Raw genomic sequence first — 19725 nt, forward strand, 5'->3', positions numbered from 1 at the left:
CTCCTACTGCTGCTCGTCGGTGGCGGGGGCGTCGTCGGCCGACGGGGTGACCGTGACGGTCACCGTCGGTGTCGGGACCGGCTTGGGCGCGGCCGGGAGCACGGTGTCCCGCGGGTCCTTCTTCGGGGGCTGCACGACCACGCCGACGATGTCGAGCTTGGTGAAGCTGACGTACGGGGTGACGTAGAGGGTGCGGGTGAGGCCGCCGCCGGAGGGGTCGACGCGGGAGACCACGCCGACCGGGACGCCGGGCACGAACGGCTTGTCGGCGTGCGAGCCGAAGGTGACGAGCCGGTCGCCCTTCTTCACCTCAGCCTTGCCGTTGAGGAGTTCCACGCGCAGCGGGCGGTCGCCCTGCCCGGAGGCGAAGCCGAGTTCGTCGCCCGCCTCCATGCGGGTGCCGACGGTGAAGTCGGGGTCGTTGGCGAGCAGCACGGTGGAGGTGCTCGGGCCGACGGTGGTGACCCGTCCGACCAGGCCGTCGCCGTTCAGGACGGTCATGTCCCGCCGGATGCCGTCGTCGGCGCCGACGTCGATGGTGATGGTCCAGGAGAAGCCCTGGGCCGACCCTATGGCGATGACCTGGGCTCCCTTGATGCCGTACTGCCCCTCGCCGGCGATTTTGAGCACCTTGTCGAGCTGCTTGAGGCGGCTGCGGTTGCGGTCGTCGCTGCCGAGCTTCGCCTTGAGGGCCGCGTTCTCCTTCTCCAGCGCGGCGAGCCGGTCGTGCCGGCTGCCGGAGTCACGGATCGCCGAGACGGCGTTGCCGACCGGGTCGACCGCGGAGGACAGGCCGTCCTCGACCGGGCCGAACACCGCGGCGGCGGCCTGCCGGGCACCGTCGACCGGGGAGTTGCGGCCTCCGCGGATGTCCACCGTGATCAGCGCGAACGCGATGGCGACCAGCAGGACCAGGAGCAGCCGGCTCTCTTTCGTGTCCCTCACGTGCGGCGGCCGTGCCTTTCCTCAAGTAGGAATTCGGGATCCCTCGAGAAACGCGCCGCTGCGGCGCGAACCCAAAGGGCCCATCAGGGGGAGCTCATGCCTCTATATCAACGATCCGCCGCACGAGAGGAGTACGTCTCGTACGGCGGAATCGAGCAGTGGCTCATCTGCGCGGCTGGGCGTCGAGGACCTGCTGGAGCGCCTCGAACTCCTCGACGCACTTCCCGGAACCGAGCGCGACGCTGTCCAGCGGGTCCTCGGCGATGTGGATCGGCATGCCGGTCTCCCGCCGCAGCCGCTCGTCGAGTCCGCGCAGCAGGGCTCCGCCGCCGGTCAGAACGATTCCTCGGTCCATGATGTCGCCGGAGAGCTCCGGCGGGCACTTGTCGAGGGTGGTCTTGACCGCGTCCACGATGGCGTTGACCGGCTCCTCGATCGCCTTGCGGACCTCGGCGGCCGAGATGACGACGGTCTTCGGCAGCCCGGACACCAGGTCCCGGCCGCGGACTTCGGTGTGCTCGTCGGTGTCGAGGTCGTACGCCGAACCGATGGTGATCTTGATCTGTTCGGCCGTGCGCTCGCCCAGCAGAAGGCTGTACTCCTTCTTGATGTACTGGATGATCGCGTTGTCCAGCTCGTCGCCGGCGACGCGGATGGACTGGGCGGTGACGATGCCGCCGAGCGAGATGACCGCCACCTCCGTGGTGCCGCCGCCGATGTCCACCACCATGTTGCCCGTGGCCTCGTGGACCGGCAGGCCGGAGCCGATGGCGGCCGCCATGGGCTCCTCGATGATGTGCACCTGGCGGGCGCCGGCCTGGGAGGACGCCTCGATGACCGCGCGGCGCTCGACGCCCGTGATGCCCGAGGGCACGCAGACCACGACCCGCGGACGGGCCAGATACCGCCGCTTGTGGATCTTCAGGATGAAGTAGCGGAGCATCCGCTCGGTGATCTCGAAGTCGGCGATCACGCCGTCCTTCAGGGGGCGCACGGCCACGATGTTGCCCGGCGTCCGGCCGATCATCTTCTTCGCTTCGGCACCGACCGCGAGGATTCCACCCGTGTTGGTGTTGATCGCCACGACGGACGGCTCGTTCAGTACGATCCCGCGACCCCTGACGTACACCAGCGTGTTGGCGGTCCCGAGGTCGACAGCCATGTCACGGCCGATGAACGACATTGAGTTCCCCATCCGGATTCATCTGGCCTTCCTGCGCTTTTGAGGGCATGTCAGGTAGGCGAGGCGGGTGCTGTGACGTGAAGGCTTCCATCGTAAACGCGCCTGCACGAACACTGCGCGAGGGTCTCCGCCATTGTCACCAGATGGCGTGCCGCCCCGCTTGTGGAGACGGGCGTTCGGGGGCGCTCGTTCCCTCAAATGCCCGGGCCATGCCGGAAAGGTCCGGGACCGGGCCCGGACCTTTCCGTCGGCCGCCTCGCGTCACGCGCGGCCGGGGAAGAAGATCTTCACCTCGCGCTCGGCGGACTCCTCGGAGTCGGAGGCGTGGATCAGGTTCTCGCGGACGATGACGCCGTAGTCACCACGGATCGAGCCGGGCGCGGCGGCGATCGGGTCGGTGGGGCCGGCCAGCTGGCGCACGCCCTCGATGACCCGCTCACCCTCCACGATCAGCGCGACGACCGGGCCGGAGGACATGAACGCGACCAGCGGCTCGTAGAAGGGCTTGCCCTTGTGCTCGCCGTAGTGCTGCTCCAGCGTCTCCTGGTCCAGGGTGCGCAGCTCCAGCGCGGTGATCTGCCAGCCGGCCTTGCGCTCGATACGGCTGATGATCTCGCCGGTCAAACCGCGACGGACGGCGTCGGGCTTGAGGAGGACGAGGGTGCGCTGGCTCACGAGGGGCTCCTTACACGGCTTGCTGGTGCGGTGGGACGAGGTTACAGGGCGTGTCGGGGCACCTGTTACGCAGCGTCAGCCGTGGAGGAGGCGGACTGGGAGCGGGCCGCGAACGCGGCCTTCGCCTCGTCCACCTTTCTGCCGAAGTGCACCGACGCCCACCACAGGGCCGCGAACACCGCGCCCAGGAAGTACATGATCGGCACGACGACGCCGGAGGCGATCAGGGCGATCTGCAGGGCCCAGCCGAGGGCCACTCCGCCGGGGCGGGTCACCATCCCGCACAGCAGCAGGCACAGCAGCATGGCGATCCCGCAGACCAGCCACACCGTCGACGTGGCCAGGTCCGGCTCCTTCATGGCGACGAGCCCGGCGAAGCCGATGACGAAGAACTCGCCGATCAGGGTCGATGAACAGAGCGTACGCACGTGAGTCTCAGCCCTTCCCCAGCAGCAGCCGGGCCTCGCCGACCGTGATGACGGAACCGGTGACCAGTACACCGCCGCCGGCGAACTCGCCCTCCTCCTCGGCCAGCGTGATCGCGGCCTCCAGGGCGTCCGGAAGCCGCGGCTCGACCTGCACGCGGTCGTCGCCGAACACCTCGACGGCGATCGCGGCCAGCTCGTCCGCGTCCATGGCGCGGTGGCTGGAGTTCTGGGTGACGACGACCTCGGCGAAGATCGGCTCGAAGGCCTCCAGCAGCCCCCGCACGTTCTTGTCGCCGCTCGCGCCGACGACGCCGATCAGCCGGGTGAAGTCGAACGCCTCCCGCACGGCTTCGGCGGTGGCCTCGGCACCGGCCGGGTTGTGTGCGGCGTCCAGCACGACCGTCGGGGAGCGCCGTACGACCTCCAGGCGGCCCGGCGAGGAAACGGCCGCGAACGCCTTGCGCACGGTGTCGATGTCCAGCGACTCCGCGCGCTGCGCGCCGACGCCGAAGAACGCCTCCACCGCGGCGAGGGCGACGGCCGCGTTGTGCGCCTGGTGGGCGCCGTGCAGCGGGAGGTAGACCTCGGTGTACTCGCCGCCGAGGCCGCGCAGCGTGAGCAGCTGCCCGCCGACGGCGACCTGGCGGGCGACGACGCCGAACTCCAGCCCCTCGCGGGCGACCGTGGCGTCCACCTCGACGGCCTTCTTCAGCAGCACCTGCGCCGCGTCCACCGGCTGCTGCGCCAGGATGACGGTGGCGTCCTGCTTGATGATGCCGCTCTTCTCGACGGCGATCTCCGCGGGCGTCCCACCGAGCCGGTCGGTGTGGTCGAGGTCGATGGGGGTCACGACGGCGACATCGCCGTCGATCACGTTCGTGGCGTCCCAGGAGCCGCCCATGCCGACCTCGACGACGGCGACGTCCACCGGGGCGTCCGCGAAGGCCGCGTACGCCATGCCGGTGAGCACCTCGAAGAAGGACAGGCGGTACTCCTGCTGCCCGTCGACCATCTCGACGTAGGGCTTGATGTCCTGGTACGTCTCGATGAACCGCTCGGCGGAGATCGGGGCGCCGTCCAGGCTGATGCGCTCGGTGATCGACTGCACGTGCGGGCTGGTGTAGCGGCCGGTGCGCAGTTCGAAGGCGCCGAGCAGGGCCTCGATCATGCGGGCCGTGGACGTCTTGCCGTTCGTGCCCGTGATGTGGATCGAGGGGTACGAGCGCTGGGGCTCGCCCAGGACGTCCATCAGCGCGGCGATGCGGGTGACCGAGGGCTCCAGCTTGGTCTCGCCCCAGCGGGTGGCCAGCTCCGCCTCGACCTCGCGCAGCGCCTTGTCGACCTCGGGGTCCTCGGGGCGGGCGGGCACGTCCGCCTGCAAGGGGCCGCCCTGGGTGCGCAGGGTGCGGCTGCCGGCCTCGATGGCCGCCAGGTCGGGGTCGCGGGTGGTCTCGGCTTCGATGATCTCGTCGAAGGAGTCGAGGGGGTCGGGGGTGTCGCTGGTGCCGGGCGCTTCGCTCACGAGGCCCAGTCTACGGAGCGGATGCCTGCGGCGCGGCGCCGGTATGGGGTGGCTTGTCTCGCCGGCCGGCCGCGGGTGCGTCGTGGCTGATCGCGCGGTTCCCCGCCGCCCTTGACGGGGCACGCCGAAGGCCCCGGCGCCTCGTCGGCGCCGGGGCCTTCGGCAACGTCACACGTTCGACGCTCGCCGGCGTGAGCGACTCACGCCTGCGGCAGCCGCTCCAGCTGGGCGGTGATGCGGGCGATGTCCTCCTCGGCCTTGGCCAGGCGCGTGCGGATCTTGTCCACGACGTTCTCCGGGGCCTTCGCCAGGAAGGCCTCGTTGCCGAGCTTGGCCGTGGCCTGGGCCTTCTCCTTCTCGGCGGCGGCCAGGTCCTTCGCCAGGCGCTTGCGCTCGGCGGCGACGTCGATCGTGCCGGACAGGTCGAGGGCCACCTCGGCACCCGCCACCGGCAGGGTCGCCGTGGCCGTGAAGGAGTCGCCCTCCGGCTGGAGGCGCAGCAGCTGGCGGATGGCCGCCTCGTGCGGGGCGAGCGCCGTGCCGTCCAGCGTCAGGCGGGCCGGGACCCGCTGGCCGGGCTGGAGGCCCTGGTCGGCGCGGAAGCGGCGGACCTCGGTGATGACGGACTGGAGCGTCCCGATCTCCCGCTCGGCGTCGGCGTCGCGGAAGCCGCTGTCCGTCGGCCAGTCGGCGATCACCACCGACTCGCCGCCCGTCAGCGTCGTCCAGAGGGTCTCCGTGACGAAGGGGACCACCGGGTGCAGCAGCCTCAGGGTGACGTCCAGGACCTCGCCGAGGACGCGCTTGCTGACCTCGGCCGGCTCGCCGCCCGCCTGGAACGTCGTCTTGGACAGCTCGACGTACCAGTCGAAGACCTCGTCCCACGCGAAGTGGAAGAGGGCGTCGGAGAGCTTGGCGAACTGGAAGTCGTCGTAGTGGGCGTCGACTTCGGCGACGACGGAGTTGAGCCGGGAGAGGATCCAGCGGTCGGTCGCCGACATCCGCGACGCGTCCGGCAGCGGGCCCTCGACCGTCGCGCCGTTCATGAGCGCGAAGCGGGTGGCGTTCCAGATCTTGTTGGCGAAGTTGCGCGAGCCCTGGACCCAGTCCTCGCCGATCGGCACGTCGACGCCCGGGTTGGCGCCGCGGGCCAGGGTGAAGCGCAGGGCGTCGGAGCCGTACTTGTCCATCCAGTCCAGCGGGTTGACCGCGTTGCCGAAGGACTTCGACATCTTCTTGCCGAACTGGTCGCGGACCATGCCGTGCAGGGCGATGGTGTGGAACGGCGGGGTGCCGTCCATCGCGTACAGGCCGAACATCATCATCCGGGCGACCCAGAAGAAGAGGATGTCGTAGCCGGTGACCAGGACGGAGTTCGGGTAGAACTTCGCGAGCGACTCGGTCTGTTCGGGCCAGCCGAGCGTGGAGAACGGCCACAGGCCGGAGGAGAACCAGGTGTCGAGGACGTCGGTGTCCTGGTGCCAGCCCTCGCCGGCCGGCGGCTCCTCGTCCGGGCCGACGCAGACGACCTCGCCGTTCGGGCCGTACCAGACGGGGATGCGGTGGCCCCACCACAGCTGGCGCGAGATGCACCAGTCGTGGAGGTTGTCGACCCAGTCGAAGTACCGCTTCTCCATCTCCTGCGGGTGAATCTTGACGCGGCCGTCGCGGACGGCGTCGCCGGCGGCCTTGGCCAGCGGGCCGACCTTGACCCACCACTGCATGGACAGGCGCGGCTCGATGGTGGTCTTGCAGCGCGAGCAGTGGCCGACGGAGTGGACGTAGGGCCGCTTCTCGGCGACGATCCGGCCCTCGGCGCGCAGCGCGGCGACGATCGCCGAGCGGGCCTCCAGGCGGTCCATGCCCTGGAAGGGGCCGTGGACGGTGATGACGGCGTGCTCGTCCATCACGGTGATGGACGGCAGGTCGTGCCGCTGGCCGATCTCGAAGTCGTTCGGGTCGTGGGCCGGGGTGACCTTGACGGCGCCGGTGCCGAACTCCGGGTCGACGTGCGTGTCCGCGACGACCGGGATGGAGCGCTCGGTGAGCGGCAGCCTGATGAGCTTGCCGACGAGGTGCTGGTACCGCTCGTCGTCGGGGTGGACGGCGACGGCGGTGTCACCGAGCATCGTCTCGGCGCGGGTGGTGGCGACGACGATGGAGTCGTCCCCGTCGCCGTAGCGCATCGAGACCAGCTCGCCGTCGTCGTCCTGGTACTCGACCTCGATGTCGGAGATCGCCGTCAGACAGCGCGGGCACCAGTTGATGATGCGCTCGGCGCGGTAGATCAGCTCGTCGTCGTAGAGCTTCTTGAAGATGGTCTGGACGGCCTGGGACAGGCCCTCGTCCATGGTGAAGCGCTCACGCGACCAGGCGACGCCGTCGCCGAGGCGGCGCATCTGGCCGCTGATCTGGCCGCCGGACTCGGCCTTCCACTGCCAGACGCGCTCGACGAACGCCTCACGGCCCAGGTCGTGGCGGGACTTGCCCTCCTTGCCCAGCTCGCGCTCGACCACGTTCTGCGTGGCGATGCCGGCGTGGTCCATGCCCGGCTGCCACAGCGTCTCGTGGCCCTGCATGCGCTTGCGGCGGGTGAGGGCGTCGATGAGGGTGTGCTCGAAGGCGTGCCCGAGGTGCAGGCTGCCGGTGACGTTCGGGGGCGGGATGACGACGGTGTACGGCGGCTTGTCGCTCTTCGCGTCCGCCTCGAAGTAGCCCCGCTCCACCCAGCGCTCGTACAGCGGCCCCTCTACGTCGGCCGGCGCGTACTGGGTCGGCAGTTCGGTGTCGGGCGCGGGTGGCTGCTGCTGAGCGTTCTCGGTCACGGGGGTCAGTTTAGAGGTGTCACGGGGTGGTCCCGAAACGCGTTTGTTCTGTAACGGTGCGGCCCCCGGTGACGTCGGTTTCCCGGGCCTGGGCCAGGATGTCAGGAACACATAAGCATCTGGAGGGGAACCCAGGAATGAGCAACAACCAGCCGGGTCCGTACGGCCAGCCGCCCCAGCAGCCGGGTCCGTACGGCCAGCAGGGGCAGCCTGGGCCGTACGGTCAGCCGGGCCCCTACGGCCAGCAGCCGCAGGCTCCCCAGCCCGGCTACGGCTATCCCCAGCAGGCCCCGCAGGCGCCGCAGCCTGGGTACGGCTACCCGCAGCAGGGTGCCCCGCAGCAGCCGGGCGCGTACGGCCAGCAGCCCGCCTACGGCCAGCAGCAGCCGTTCGGCATGCCGCAGGCGCCGCAGCCGGCCGGGGGGAAGAAGAAGACGGGTCTGATCATCGGCGCGGTGGCCGTGGTCGCCGCCCTGGGCGTGGCCGCGTACTTCGTGCTGGGCGGCAGCGGCGGCAGCGATGTCGCGGACGACGGCCCGCACAAGCTCACGACTCCGTCGACGGTGCTGTCCGAGTACAAGAAGAAGGACGGCAACGGCGACACGATGACGGAGGACGATCTGAAGGACGCCGAGAAGTGGGGCGTGCACGATCCGAAGGACGTCAGCGCGAAGTACCAGTCCGGTGACGAGGACAACCCGCTCAGCCAGAAGGGCATCAACTTCGGCGGCGTGTACGGCACGATCGACGACCCCGAGAAGGCCGTCGACGCGATGTTCGACTACATGAAGACCGAGTCGCAGAAGGAAAGCGACAGCGAAGTCACCCTGAAGGGTGAGCCGAAGGCGTACGAGCCGTCCGGGCTCGACGGCGCGATCCTCAAGTGCCAGCAGGCCAGCGCCCCCACCGGCGCCAGCAGCGGCGGCCCGAAGGACGTGACGATGACCATCTGCATCTGGGGCGACCACAGCACCCTCGGCCTGGTCATGCCGATGGACATCGCCAACCTGGCGGCGGGCCGGAGCAGCGACCCGCAGACCGACGCCGAGCTGACCGCGAAGTTCCGCAAGGAGGTCCGCGTCAAGCTCTGACGCGTCCCGCGGTGACGGCGAAGGGGCCCCGGTCGGCTGACCGGGGCCCCTTCGTGCGCTCCTCGCGCGTTACGCCGTCTTCTGCTCGCCCGAGCCCCGGCCGCGGGCGTCGCGCGGGATCAGGGTCGGGTTGACGTTGGAGAGGACCACGTCGGCGGTGATGACGACGCGGGCGACGTCCTTGCGGGACGGGACCTCGTACATCACGCCCTGGAGGACCTCCTCCATGATGGCGCGCAGGCCGCGGGCGCCGGTCTGGCGGAGGATGGCCTGGTCGGCGATGGCCTCCAGGGCCTCGCGCTCGAAGTCCAGCTCGACGCCGTCGAGTTCGAACAGGCGCTGGTACTGCTTGACGAGCGCGTTGCGCGGCTCGACGAGGATCTTGAGCAGGGCCTCGCGGTCCAGGTTGTGGACCGACGTGATGACCGGGAGGCGGCCGATGAACTCGGGGATCATGCCGAACTTGACCAGGTCCTCCGGCATGACGTCCTCGAAGACGTCCTTGGACTCCAGCTCGCGCTTGGACAGGATCGTCGCGCCGAAGCCGATGCCCTTGGCGCCGGCCCGGGCCTCGATGATCTTCTCCAGGCCCGCGAAGGCGCCGCCCACGATGAACAGGACGTTCGTCGTGTCGATCTGGATGAACTCCTGGTGCGGGTGCTTGCGTCCGCCCTGCGGCGGGACCGAGGCCGTGGTCCCTTCGAGGATCTTCAGCAGGGCCTGCTGGACGCCCTCGCCGGAGACGTCACGCGTGATCGACGGGTTCTCGCTCTTCCGGGCGACCTTGTCGATCTCGTCGATGTAGATGATCCCGGTCTCGGCCTTCTTGACGTCGTAGTCGGCCGCCTGGATGAGCTTGAGCAGGATGTTCTCGACGTCCTCGCCCACGTAGCCCGCCTCGGTCAGCGCCGTGGCGTCGGCGATGGCGAACGGCACGTTCAGCATGCGTGCCAGCGTCTGGGCGAGCAGGGTCTTGCCGGAGCCGGTGGGGCCCAGCAGCAGGATGTTGGACTTTGCCAGCTCGATCGCGTCGTCACGGCCGCTCGCGCCGCCGTTCTCGCCCGCCTGGACCCGCTTGTAGTGGTTGTACACCGCGACGGAGAGCGCCTTCTTGGCGGCCTCCTGGCCGACCACGTAGCCCTCGAGGAACTCGTAGATCTCGCGCGGCTTGGGCAGTTCCTCCCAGCGGACCTCGCTGGTCTCCGCGAGCTCTTCCTCGATGATCTCGTTGCAGAGATCGATGCACTCGTCGCAGATGTACACACCGGGCCCTGCGATGAGCTTCTTGACCTGCTTCTGGCTCTTGCCGCAGAACGAGCACTTGAGCAGATCGCCGCCGTCACCGATGCGTGCCACGGTGTGCTTCCCCTTCGCCTGGGAGACGCCTGGACGTAACGAGTCCAGCAGACTCCTGGTGCTGCCTTATGTCCGACGGTACCTTGCCGGGCCCGGTGTTCGGGCCCCTCTTGGCAGGGTTCACTTTGACCTGAGCCGTGCCGAGAGGGGCCCGGAGTGCCGCGTTCCGCGTCAGCGGACCGCTGCGTTGTTCAGCTTGCGGGTGGAGATGATCTGGTCGACGAGGCCGTACTCCAGCGCCTCCTCGGCCGTGAGGATCTTGTCGCGCTCGATGTCCTCGCGGATCTTCTCGATCGGCCGGTTGGTGTGCTTGGCCAGCATGTTCTCCAGCTGCTCACGCATCCGGGTGAACTCGTTGGCGATGATCTCCAGGTCGGAGAGCTGACCGCGGCCGGTGGAGCCCGCCGGCTGGTGGATCAGCACGCGCGAGTTCGGCAGCGCCATGCGCTTGCCCGGCGTACCGGCGGCGAGCAGGATGGCCGCGGCGGAGGCCGCCTGGCCCATGCAGACCGTCTGGATGTCGGGCTTCACGAACTGCATCGTGTCGTAGATCGCCGTCAGAGCGGTCATGTCGCCACCGGGGCTGTTGATGTAGATCGAGATGTCCCGGTCGGGGTCCATCGACTCCAGGCACAGCAGCTGCGCCATGACGTCGTTGGCGGAGGCGTCGTCGATCTGGACGCCCAGGAAGATCACGCGCTCCTCGAAGAGCTTCGCGTACGGGTCGTACTCGCGGATGCCCTGGGAGGTGCGCTCGACGAAGCGCGGGATGACGTAGCGGCTGTCGGGGCGGGGCCCTTCGTACATGCCGTTGGCGGCGCCGGGGAAGTTGCTCATGGGGTGTTCACCGTCCTGGTGGCGTTCTGGGGGCTTCGGTCTCGGCGGTGCGTGGCGTGGCCGGGCCGGTCAGGCACCGGTGCCGCCGCCTCCCGGAACACCCGAGGCGTGCGTGATGATCTCGTCAATGAGACCGTACTCCTTGGCCTCTTCCGGGGTGAACCAGCGGTCGCGGTCGCCGTCGCGGATGATCGCCTCGACCGACTGGCCCGAGTGCCGCGCGGTCAGCTCGGCCATGCGCTTCTTGGTGCGCAGCAGGTACTCGGCCTGGATCTTGATGTCCGAGACCGTACCGCCGAGGCCGGCGGAGCCCTGGTGCATCATGATGTCCGCGTGCGGCAGGGCGAAGCGCTTGCCGGCGGCGCCGCCGGTGAGCAGGAACTGGCCCATCGAGGCCGCCATGCCCATGGCGATCGTGACCACGTCGTTCGGGATGTACTGCATGGTGTCGTAGATCGCCATGCCGGCCGTCACCGAGCCGCCGGGGCTGTTGATGTAGAGGTAGACGTCCTTGTCCGGGTCGGCGGCGAGGAGCAGCAGCTGTGCGGTGATCTTGTTGGCGATGTCGTCGTCGACCTGCTGACCGAGGAAGATGATCCGCTCGTTGAGCAGCCGGTTGTAGACCTGGTCGCCGAGGCCACCACCGATGGAAGGCTCGCCGGCGGCGGAGGGCATCAGATTCGTCACGTATCCACCTGCTCGTCTTACGACGGCGCCGGGCCGTCTTCACGTGTTCCTGCCGGGGCTTAGCGGGGGGTTCAGGAGACTCCCCTGCCCTCGTATTCATGGACCCTAACGCTCAGGCCCCTTCGGGGAATCCCGGAGATGACGGTGTTCGCCGGGGGCGTAGCGCCGGCGCGGGGGGCCGGTGCGGTGCCACGGGGGACGGGGCGGTGCGCCGGTGGTGTGCGGGGCCCGCCGCGCCCCGCGGGGCCCCGGCGGGCCGTGGCGCCGCCCCGGCGCCCCTGCGGGCCCGCCGTCCGCCGGTACGGCGACGGGCCCCGGGGAAACTCCCCAGGGCCCGTCGTACGCGCTTCGGAGGCGCCGCGGGACCGCTCAGCCCTCGGCCTTCTCCTCGGAGGTCTCCGACGCCTCGGCGGCCTCGGTCTCCTCCTCCTCGTCGTCCAGGTCGACGATCTCGCCGTTGGTGTCCTTCACCGTGGCGGCCTCGACCACGACGGCCAGGGCCTTGCCGCGGGCGACCTCGCCGACCAGGAGCGGCACCTGGCCACCCTCGACGACGGCCTGGGCGAACTGGTCGGGGGACATGCCGGAGGAGGCCGCACGCCGCATGAGGTGCTCGGTGAGCTCCTCCTGGTTGACGTTCAGCTGCTCCTTCTTGACCAGCTCGTCGAGGACGAACTGGGTCTTGATGCCCTTGACCGCGGCCTCGCGGGTCTCGGTCTCGAACTCCTCGGCGGTCTTGCCCTGGATCTCCAGGTACTTGTCGAGGGTGAGGCCCATCTGGCCGAGCTGGTGGTGCTCCAGGTTGTGCTTGCGGGTGTTGATCTCGTCCTCGAGCAGCTTCTCGGGGACCGGGACCTCGACCAGCTCCAGCAGCTTCTCCAGGACGCGCTCCTGGGCCTGGGTGGCCTGGTCGAACTGCTTCATGTTGGCCAGACGCTTGCGGCTGTCGGCCTTCAGCTCGTCCAGGGTGTCGAACTCGGAGGCGAGCTGCGCGAACTCGTCGTCCAGCTCGGGCAGTTCACGGGCGGCGACCTGGGTGACCTTGACGGTGACCTCGGCCTCCTTGCCCGCGGCGGAGCCGCCCTTCAGCTCGGAGGTGAAGGTGGCCTCCTCGCCGGCCGACTTGCCCTTGACGGCGTCGTCGATGCCGTCCAGCAGCTCGCCGGAGCCGATCGTGTAGGAGACGCCGTTGGCGATGCCGTCCTCCAGCACCTCGCCGTCGACCTTGGCCTCCAGGTCGATGGTGACGACGTCGCCGTCCTCGGCGGCGCGCTCGACCGGGGAGGTCGAGGCGAAGCGCTCACGGAGCTGCTCGATCGACTTCTCGACGTCCTCGTCGGTGACCTCGACGGCGTCGACCTCGACCTCGATGCCGGAGTAGTCCGGGATCTCCAGGGCCGGGCGGACGTCGACCTCGGCGGTGAAGTTCAGCGTCTCGCCGTCCTTCAGCTCGGTGATGTCGACCTCGGGCTGGCCCAGCGGGCTCAGCTCGGCCTCGTTGACCGCCTCGGTGTAGAACTTGGGCAGCGCGTCGTTGACGGCCTCCTCCAGCACCGCACCGCGGCCGAACCGCTGGTCGATCACGCGGGCCGGGATCTTGCCCTTGCGGAAGCCCTTCACCGTGACCTGCTGGTTGATCTTCTTGTACGCCGCGTCGAGGCTGTCCTTGAGCTCCTCGAAGGGCACCTCGACAGTGAGCCGAACCCGGGTCGGGTTCAGGGTCTCCACGGCGCTCTTCACGGTTCGGTCTCCTTGTGGCTGACTTCTCGGGTTCTGCCGGGACCCGACGGGTCCGGCGGATTTAGCCGCCCGGAGGAGTTCGTAGGCCGTGAGGGCCGGGACACACGGGCGCGCAGCTTGCATAGTAACCGCAGCCGGTCAGCGCCCCAAAAGGCGATCATCGCGACGTCGCGAGCCGGTGGTCGGGGTGGCGGGATTTGAACCCACGGCCTTCCGCTCCCAAAGCGGACGCGCTACCAAGCTGCGCCACACCCCGTCTGGTGCGACACGTAGGGTACATGCCCCGGCCGGTCGCGTCGGCCGCATTCCGGGGGGCGGCGCGCGCGGCGCCTCCGGGGCCCATTCGTTGGCCTCGGCGGCGGGCGACCCGCTACGATGCCTTCAGCGCCGCGGTCACCGACCTGCGGCTCGCTGCTGCGGGCGTAGCTCAATGGTAGAGCCCTAGTCTTCCAAACTAGCTACGCGGGTTCGATTCCCGTCGCCCGCTCCACTCGGCCCGGGGCCGGACGCAGGATGTTTCCTCCGTCCGGCCCCGGGCCGTTTCCGGTACGGCGGACTCACAGGTCGCCGACGTCCACGCTGTAGACCGAGCGCATGCCGTAGGGGACGTAGAGCGCGTCGCCGGACAGGACGGGGGCCGCCGGGGTGATGCCGGAGCCGCTGCCCTCGCCGTCGTCCCGGCCGGGGAGGGTGCCGGTGACCTCGCCGGTGCGCAGGTCCAGGGCGGCCAGCCGGCCGGTGGGCGAGGCCAGGAAGAGACGGGTGGAGGAGGCGGTGGGCGGGCCGGGCTGCTCGACGGTGGAGTTGCTCTGCCACAGTTCCCGCCCGGTCCGCGGGTCGATGGCGCGGACGCTGCCGCTGGTGAGGGTGAGGTAGAGGGTGCCGCGGACGACGGAGGCGCCCGAGGCGGTGCGCGGGGTGGACAGCCGTACGGTCGTCAGGACGTGCGAGTCGGCGTCGATCAGGGTCAGGCCGGTCAGCTTGTCCGTGAGCGGGTCGGTGCCCAGCACCAGACGGCCCTGGGCCTGCCCGAACGGAATCAGCGCGCCTTTCGCCGTGATCCGCCAGCGGGCCTCGCCGGTGGCGGGGTCGAGCCGGGCGACGGTGGTGCGGGCGTTGTCCCCGTCGTCGTCGGCGGTGCGGCAGACCAGGTACGCCTCGCCGCCGGCGCCGGTCAGTCCGCAGTCGCCGTTCGCGCCGCCGGGCAGCTTGTGCCGCCAGCGGACCTCACCGTGCGCGGCGTCGAGCAGGGCGTAGGAGCCGGCGGCGTCGCCGTAGGCCGTGACGACCCCGGCCGGGGTGGCGACGGCGCCCGTGAACTCCGGGCCGAAGCCGTCCACGTTCTCGGAGACGACCGTGCTCCACACCGGCTCGCCGGTGTCCGGCTCCAGGGCCTGCACGGTGTACCGGGTGCGGCTCTCGCCGTCCTCGCCGGATCCGATGTCGGTGCTGTCGGCGCCGAAGACGTAGACGGCGCCGGGGCGGGTGCCGATGATCGCGCCGCCGCCGCTGGCGGAGGTCTGGGCGGGGGTGGGGTCCATGGGCCGGGTCCAGGTGTTGCGGCCGCTCGCCAGGGTGAAGCGGGCGGCCATGATCCCGTCGCCGGCGCACAGCAGCGCCCGGTCCGCCACGGCGCAGTGGCTGAACGGTTCGCTCGGCCCCACGGACTGTTCGTTCCCGGCCGTGGGGTCCACGGCCTGCCGGTGCCAGGCATGCCAGCCGGCCGGCAGGTCGTGCGGGGCGCTCCCGCCGTCGCGGGCGAGGACGGTGGTGGTGGCGGCCACGGCGGCCAGTACGGCGGTGGCGGCCACGGCGGCGGGCCACCAGCGGCGCCGGCGCGGACGGCCGGGCTCGGCGACGGGCGGGTCGGGCTCGGGGCGCGGGTCGGGCAGCCGCCCCTCGCGCAGCAGGTGCAGGAGCTCGCCGGGGCCGGGGCGTGACTTGGGGTGCTTCTCCAGGCAGAGGCGGACGAAGGGGAGCAGGTCGCCGGGGACGCCGGTCAGGTCGGCGTCGCCCTCGACGACCCGGGTCGCCGTCTCCCAGGGGCTCGGGCTGTCGAAGGGGCCGCGCCGGGTGGCGGCGTACACCAGGACCGCGCCGAGGGAGAAGATGTCGGTGGCCGGACCCACCTCGTGCGGGGAGGCGAACTGCTCGGGGGACATGAAGGGCGGGGTGCCCATCACCCGGCCGGTCTGGGTGAGGGCGTCCATGCCGGCGGCCTCGGCGGCCCGGGAGATGCCGAAGTCGATGACCCGGGGGCCGTCCTCGGCGAGCATGACGTTGGCCGGTTTCAGGTCCCGGTGGACCACTCCGGCGCGGTGGATGTCGCGCAGTGCCTCGGCGAGGCCGGCGGCGAGGTCGCGCAGCCGGGCGGGCGGCAGCGGGCCGTGCCGGCGGACGTGGCTGCCGAGGTCCTCGCCGGGGATGTAGAGCGTGGCCATCCAGGGGCGTGCGGCATCGGCGTCGGCGTCCACCACGGGGGCCGTGAAGGCGCCGCTGACCTGCCGGGCGGCGGCCAGCTCGCGGCGGAACCGGATGCGGAACTCGTCGTCGTCGGCGTACTGGCCGTGGACGACCTTGACGGCGAGCCGGCGGCCGGAGGCGGAGCGGGCGAGGTAGACCACGCCCATGCCGCCGCTGCCCAGGCGGTCCTCGATCCGGTAGCCGCCGACCTCCCTCGGGTCGGAATCGCGCAGCGCCATTCCCGTACGTCCCCCCGTTGTTCCAGCCGTCCGGCCCGCTGTGCCGTCCGGCTCCCCGCCGTCCCGTTCGACCGGTCCGTCCGGCTCCCCCGCCGGGTCAGAACCTGATCGCGTTGATCGAGTCCGCTATCGAGTTGAGGAAGCGGTTGATCGATGGTGCCATGCCGGTCGAGGCGAGGAAGAAGCCGAAGAGGATCGCGACGATGGCGGGGCCGGCCTTGATGTTCCCCCCTCGGATGAGGACCACCAGGATGATCGCCAACAGCAGCACCACAGACAGTGAAATGGCCACACTGATCACACCCTCGGTCGGTCCGCTCTCCCGGCCCGGAGGTACGGCCCGCGCACCCCCGCCAGAACCATCGTGCCACCAACCCGGCCGCCTCATGCGGCCCGTGACGCAACGTCGGACGCCCGCCCGCCGCGGGCGATGTCCCGCACTGCAATTCGACCGGCCGGCCGCCGCCGGCGCGCCAAGAATTACCCCGACTTCGTTTCCGCGCCCACACATCCCCTGCGCAGGTAATTCGAATTGATGCCACAGAGACCCATAGAGACGACGTATGCCCTAATTAGTCATGATGAATCGGGACATCCTGGGTGAACCAGCGACTCGGGTGTGCCCACCATCACGTGGACAGGGGTGGCAAGTTCGGTAAATAACCGGGTACCCGAAGTCGATAACCAGGAATGACTGCGGGAGTTTTACGAAATCCCGCAGACGACGCTAGGGTGCCTGAGATGTTTGACGCCGCCTCGTCCCCCGGCCAGAACCGCAGGCCGCTCCCCCCGGCACAGTCGCCGGCGGACGGAGTGCCCACTCCGCGTACCCCCGTGAGCGCGCAGCAGCCGCGCCCCGGGCGGGCGGCGGACAGACCCGGCGGCGGGCAGCGCGACGCGTTCTTCGACAACGCCAAGTACCTGGCCATCGTGCTGGTCGCGATGGGGCACGCGTGGGAACCGCTGAAGGGCGACAGCCGGATCCTGGAAGGCGTGTACACCGTCGTGTACAGCTTCCACATGCCGGCGTTCATCCTCATCTCCGGTTTCTTCTCGCGCAGTTTCGACATGCGGCCCGACCGGCTCAAGCGGCTGATCACCGGCGTCGCCGTGCCGTACGTCCTGTTCGAGACGGCGTACCCGCTCTTCAAGAACGCCGTCACCGGCTCCCACGAGGAGATCAGCCTCCTCGATCCCTGGTATCTCACCTGGTTCCTGGTCGCGCTGTTCGTGTGGCGGCTGACGACCCCCGTCTGGAAGCTGGTGCGCTGGCCGGTGCCGCTGGCCCTGGGCCTGGCGATGCTGGCGACCGTCACCCCGAACATCGGTGACGACCTCGACCTCCAGCGGGTCCTGCAGTTCCTGCCGTACTTCGTGCTCGGCCTGTGCATGAAGCCGGAGCACTTCCAGCTGGTGCGCCGCCGCTCGGTGCGGATCGCCTCGGTGCCGGTGTTCGCGGCGGCGCTGGCGGTCGGCTGGTGGGCGGTGCCGCGCATGAACACCGCGTGGTTCTACCACCGCGACTCCGCGCAGGAGCTGGGCGCCCCGTGGTGGTCCGGCCCGGTGATGACGCTCGCCATGATGGGCTGCTCGCTGGTGCTGACGGCCTGCTTCTTCGCCTGGGTGCCGCGCCGGCACATGTGGTTCACCGCGCTCGGCGCGGGCACGCTCTACGGCTATCTGCTGCACGGCTTCCTGGTGAAGCTCGGCGACTACCGCGGCTGGTTCGAGCACCCCTGGCTGCACCGGCCGCTCGGCGAGATCCTGGTGACCCTGGCCGCGGCGGCGGCCGTCACGGTGCTGTGCACCCGGCCCGTGCAGCGGGTCTTCCGCTTCGCGATGGAGCCGAAGATGGAGTGGGCCTTCCGGCAGGACGCCGCCGCGCTCGCCCGCGAGCGGCAGAAGGAGCGGGAGAAGGTCGGCGTCTAGCGCGCCCCGGCACCGGCCCGCGGGTCCAGGCCGAGGAGCGCGCGCATCCGGGCGTACTTCTCGGTCAGCCGGTCCCGGGTCGGCCCGTCCAGTGCCGCGAGGCGGGCCGGGTCGGCGTTGTGCGCCAGGTCGGCCTCCTTCACCAGGCGCGCCCCCGGGGTGGCGAGGATCCGGCGCGCGTACGCCTCGGGCGGCTCCCCCGGCCGCTTGGTGAGGGCGCGCACGACGGCCTTGGTCCGCTCCGAGAGGGCGGCCGCCGCCAGCCACTCCTCGCTCAGCGCGGCGTCCTCCAGCGCGTCGTGCAGCCAGGCCGCGGCGATCTGCTCGGCGTCCCCGCCGCGGGCGCGGACGCCGTCGGCGACGGCGGCGAGGTGCTCCGCGTACGGGCGTCCGGCCTTGTCGGTCCGGCCCTCGTGGGCGGCGCGGGCGAGGGCCTCGACCTCGGCCAGGGTGAGGTGGGTCACCGGTTGTCTCCCGTGCGGGGTGTGTTCAGCGGGTGTTCGCCGAGGCCTCTCGGCAGATCAGCAGCAGGGCCCGGTCGTCGTTGACGTCCTTGGCGACCGCCTCGATGAGGTGCCAGGCGGCGCCGTGGAAACCGCCGGCCACATAGCGGTCGGCCTCGCCGGTGAGCCGGTCGATGCCCTCCACGATGTCCCGGTCGGAGGTTTCCACCAGGCCGTCCGTGAACAGCATCAGCACGTCGCCGGGGCGCAGCGAGCCCTTCACGGAGTCGAACTGGGCGCCGTCGTACACGCCGAGCAGCGGGCCCTCGGCCGCCTTCTCCTCCCAGCGCCCGCTGCCGGCGCTGAGCTGGAGCCCCGGCGGGTGGCCGGCGGAGTACAGCTCGTAGTCCCCGGAGTCCAGGTCGAGGACGAGGTGGATGGAGGTGGCGAAGCCCTCGTCCCAGTCCTGGCGGAGCAGATAGCCGTTGGCGGCCGGCAGGAAGGCGTGCGGGGGCAGCGAGCCGAGCAGGCCGCCGAAGGCGCCGGACAGCAGCAGGGCCCGCGAGCCCGCGTCCATGCCCTTGCCGGAGACGTCGGTCAGCACGACCTCCAGCGTGCGGCCGCCGTTCGTCCGGGCCGCGACGACGAAGTCGCCGGAGAAGGACTGCCCGCCCGCCGGGCGCAGCGCCATCTCGTGGTGCCAGCCCTGCGGCAGTTTCGGCAGCTTGCTCTGCACCCGGATCCGCTCGCGCAGGTCGAACAGCATGGTGCCGCCGCGCCGCCAGGGCACGCCGACCCGGCTGCGGAACTGCGCGGTCAGCAGCCCGAAGAAGCCGCACGCGGCGACCACCAGGACGATGCCCGGGGTGACCCGGGAGGGGCCTTCGGTGTACGGGCCGAGCCGCACGGATTCCACGATCAGCGCGGTGGCCGCCGCCGCGTACAGCCCGAGCAGGCTCGCCGGGCGCAGCAGCAGGCCACCCGCGACGATCGGCAGCACCAGGGTGGCCGGGGAGCACCAGACCGCGTCGGCCAGGGTCATGGCCGCGAGGAAGGGGATGGCCAGCAGCAGTCCGGCGAAGGCGACCCAGTCCGAACCGTCGCCGCGGAAGTAGTCCACCGCGCTTCTGCGCAGGCCGACGCGGGCCCGGTGCCACTGCTTCCGCCACCGTGCCGTGAACGTCTCGGCCTTCGCGCGCCGCTGTCGTCCTGCTGCCATTAGTCCGGGACCCTATCCAGCGGACCGGCCGCTTGGCACGGGAGGTCCCACTTGTCCCCCCTGCGAGATTCCGCTTCGCCGTCCGTCCGCCTGCTGCGGCCGGGTTTCCGGTGGGTTCCCGGCGGGAGAAATTCGGTGGCTGG

General features: G+C 70.6%; 16 protein-coding genes and 2 tRNA genes. 3 read left to right on the forward strand and 15 right to left on the reverse strand.

Translation table 11 applies throughout. The annotated features are described in order from the left end of the window. Positions 1-3: 3 nt before the first annotated feature. From mreC to ABZ576_RS03360, 6 genes are all read right to left on the reverse strand, one after another. Positions 4-945, reverse strand: coding sequence for a rod shape-determining protein MreC (gene mreC, locus ABZ576_RS03335; protein ID WP_360735218.1), 942 nt, complete (start codon positions 943-945; stop codon positions 4-6). A 163-nt stretch (positions 946-1108) separates the two neighbouring features. Beyond that, positions 1109-2128 carry a rod shape-determining protein gene (locus ABZ576_RS03340; protein WP_014672705.1) on the reverse strand — a complete coding sequence of 340 codons (1020 nt, stop codon included), beginning with the start codon at positions 2126-2128 and terminating at the stop codon, positions 1109-1111. Between the two features lie 261 nt (positions 2129-2389). Beyond that, positions 2390-2803 (reverse strand): nucleoside-diphosphate kinase, encoded by a 414-nt coding sequence (gene ndk / locus ABZ576_RS03345; protein WP_360735220.1) that lies wholly within the window; start codon positions 2801-2803, stop codon positions 2390-2392. 65 nt (positions 2804-2868) lie between these two features. Next, positions 2869-3231, reverse strand: coding sequence for a DUF4233 domain-containing protein (locus ABZ576_RS03350; protein WP_360735222.1), 363 nt, complete (start codon positions 3229-3231; stop codon positions 2869-2871). Between the two features lie 7 nt (positions 3232-3238). Beyond that, positions 3239-4753: a folylpolyglutamate synthase/dihydrofolate synthase family protein gene (locus tag ABZ576_RS03355; protein ID WP_360735224.1), complete on the reverse strand. Its 1515-nt coding sequence runs from the start codon at positions 4751-4753 to the stop codon at positions 3239-3241. A 200-nt stretch (positions 4754-4953) separates the two neighbouring features. Beyond that, positions 4954-7578 (reverse strand): valine--tRNA ligase, encoded by a 2625-nt coding sequence (locus ABZ576_RS03360; protein WP_360735226.1) that lies wholly within the window; start codon positions 7576-7578, stop codon positions 4954-4956. Positions 7579-7715: 137 nt separating this feature from the next. Here ABZ576_RS03360 and ABZ576_RS03365 point away from each other — a divergent pair, with 137 nt between their 5' ends. Next, entirely contained in the window at positions 7716-8669 is a 954-nt protein-coding gene (locus tag ABZ576_RS03365; protein WP_360735228.1) for a hypothetical protein, read from the forward strand. A gap of 69 nt (positions 8670-8738) precedes the next feature. Here the strand turns inward: ABZ576_RS03365 and clpX are convergent, their stop codons facing one another. From clpX to ABZ576_RS03390, 5 genes are all read right to left on the reverse strand, one after another. Beyond that, the gene (gene clpX, locus ABZ576_RS03370) at positions 8739-10025 is read right to left on the reverse strand and encodes an ATP-dependent Clp protease ATP-binding subunit ClpX (protein ID WP_030648610.1); all 1287 of its coding nucleotides are present in this window, start codon (positions 10023-10025) and stop codon (positions 8739-8741) included. A gap of 171 nt (positions 10026-10196) precedes the next feature. Further along, positions 10197-10862 carry an ATP-dependent Clp protease proteolytic subunit gene (locus tag ABZ576_RS03375; protein ID WP_360735230.1) on the reverse strand — a complete coding sequence of 222 codons (666 nt, stop codon included), beginning with the start codon at positions 10860-10862 and terminating at the stop codon, positions 10197-10199. Between the two features lie 69 nt (positions 10863-10931). Then, complete coding sequence (locus ABZ576_RS03380; protein ID WP_360735525.1) at positions 10932-11537, reverse strand: ATP-dependent Clp protease proteolytic subunit; 606 nt, start codon at positions 11535-11537, stop codon at positions 10932-10934. A gap of 381 nt (positions 11538-11918) precedes the next feature. Further along, positions 11919-13289: a trigger factor gene (gene tig / locus ABZ576_RS03385; protein WP_360735232.1), complete on the reverse strand. Its 1371-nt coding sequence runs from the start codon at positions 13287-13289 to the stop codon at positions 11919-11921. A gap of 179 nt (positions 13290-13468) precedes the next feature. Further along, positions 13469-13545: transfer RNA gene (locus ABZ576_RS03390), tRNA-Pro, on the reverse strand. Between the two features lie 160 nt (positions 13546-13705). On the opposite strand from ABZ576_RS03390, the gene ABZ576_RS03395 reads away from it, so the two are divergent. Further along, positions 13706-13779 (forward strand) — tRNA-Gly (locus ABZ576_RS03395). A 67-nt stretch (positions 13780-13846) separates the two neighbouring features. Here ABZ576_RS03395 and ABZ576_RS03400 read toward each other — a convergent pair. Together ABZ576_RS03400 and ABZ576_RS03405 are read right to left on the reverse strand one after the other, a co-directional pair. After that, entirely contained in the window at positions 13847-15991 is a 2145-nt protein-coding gene (locus tag ABZ576_RS03400) for a serine/threonine-protein kinase (protein WP_360735234.1), read from the reverse strand. A 97-nt stretch (positions 15992-16088) separates the two neighbouring features. After that, positions 16089-16283 carry a hypothetical protein gene (locus ABZ576_RS03405; protein WP_360735236.1) on the reverse strand — a complete coding sequence of 65 codons (195 nt, stop codon included), beginning with the start codon at positions 16281-16283 and terminating at the stop codon, positions 16089-16091. A 449-nt stretch (positions 16284-16732) separates the two neighbouring features. Between ABZ576_RS03405 and ABZ576_RS03410 the strand changes: the two genes are divergently transcribed. Next, positions 16733-17920, forward strand: coding sequence for an acyltransferase family protein (locus ABZ576_RS03410; protein WP_360735238.1), 1188 nt, complete (start codon positions 16733-16735; stop codon positions 17918-17920). On the opposite strand, the gene ABZ576_RS03415 is transcribed toward ABZ576_RS03410, so the two are convergent. Together ABZ576_RS03415 and ABZ576_RS03420 are read right to left on the reverse strand one after the other, a co-directional pair. Next, on the reverse strand, positions 17917-18384 hold the full coding sequence (locus tag ABZ576_RS03415) for an HD domain-containing protein (RefSeq protein WP_360735240.1): 468 nt from the start codon (positions 18382-18384) through the stop codon (positions 17917-17919). The two genes, ABZ576_RS03410 and ABZ576_RS03415, sit on opposite strands and share 4 nt — an antisense overlap. A 25-nt stretch (positions 18385-18409) precedes the next feature. Then, the gene (locus ABZ576_RS03420) at positions 18410-19582 is read right to left on the reverse strand and encodes a PP2C family protein-serine/threonine phosphatase (protein WP_360735242.1); all 1173 of its coding nucleotides are present in this window, start codon (positions 19580-19582) and stop codon (positions 18410-18412) included. Between the last annotated feature and the right edge of the window lie 143 nt (positions 19583-19725).

This window comes from Streptomyces sp. NPDC013455, assembly GCF_040632975.1.
Lineage (GTDB): Bacteria > Actinomycetota > Actinomycetes > Streptomycetales > Streptomycetaceae > Streptomyces.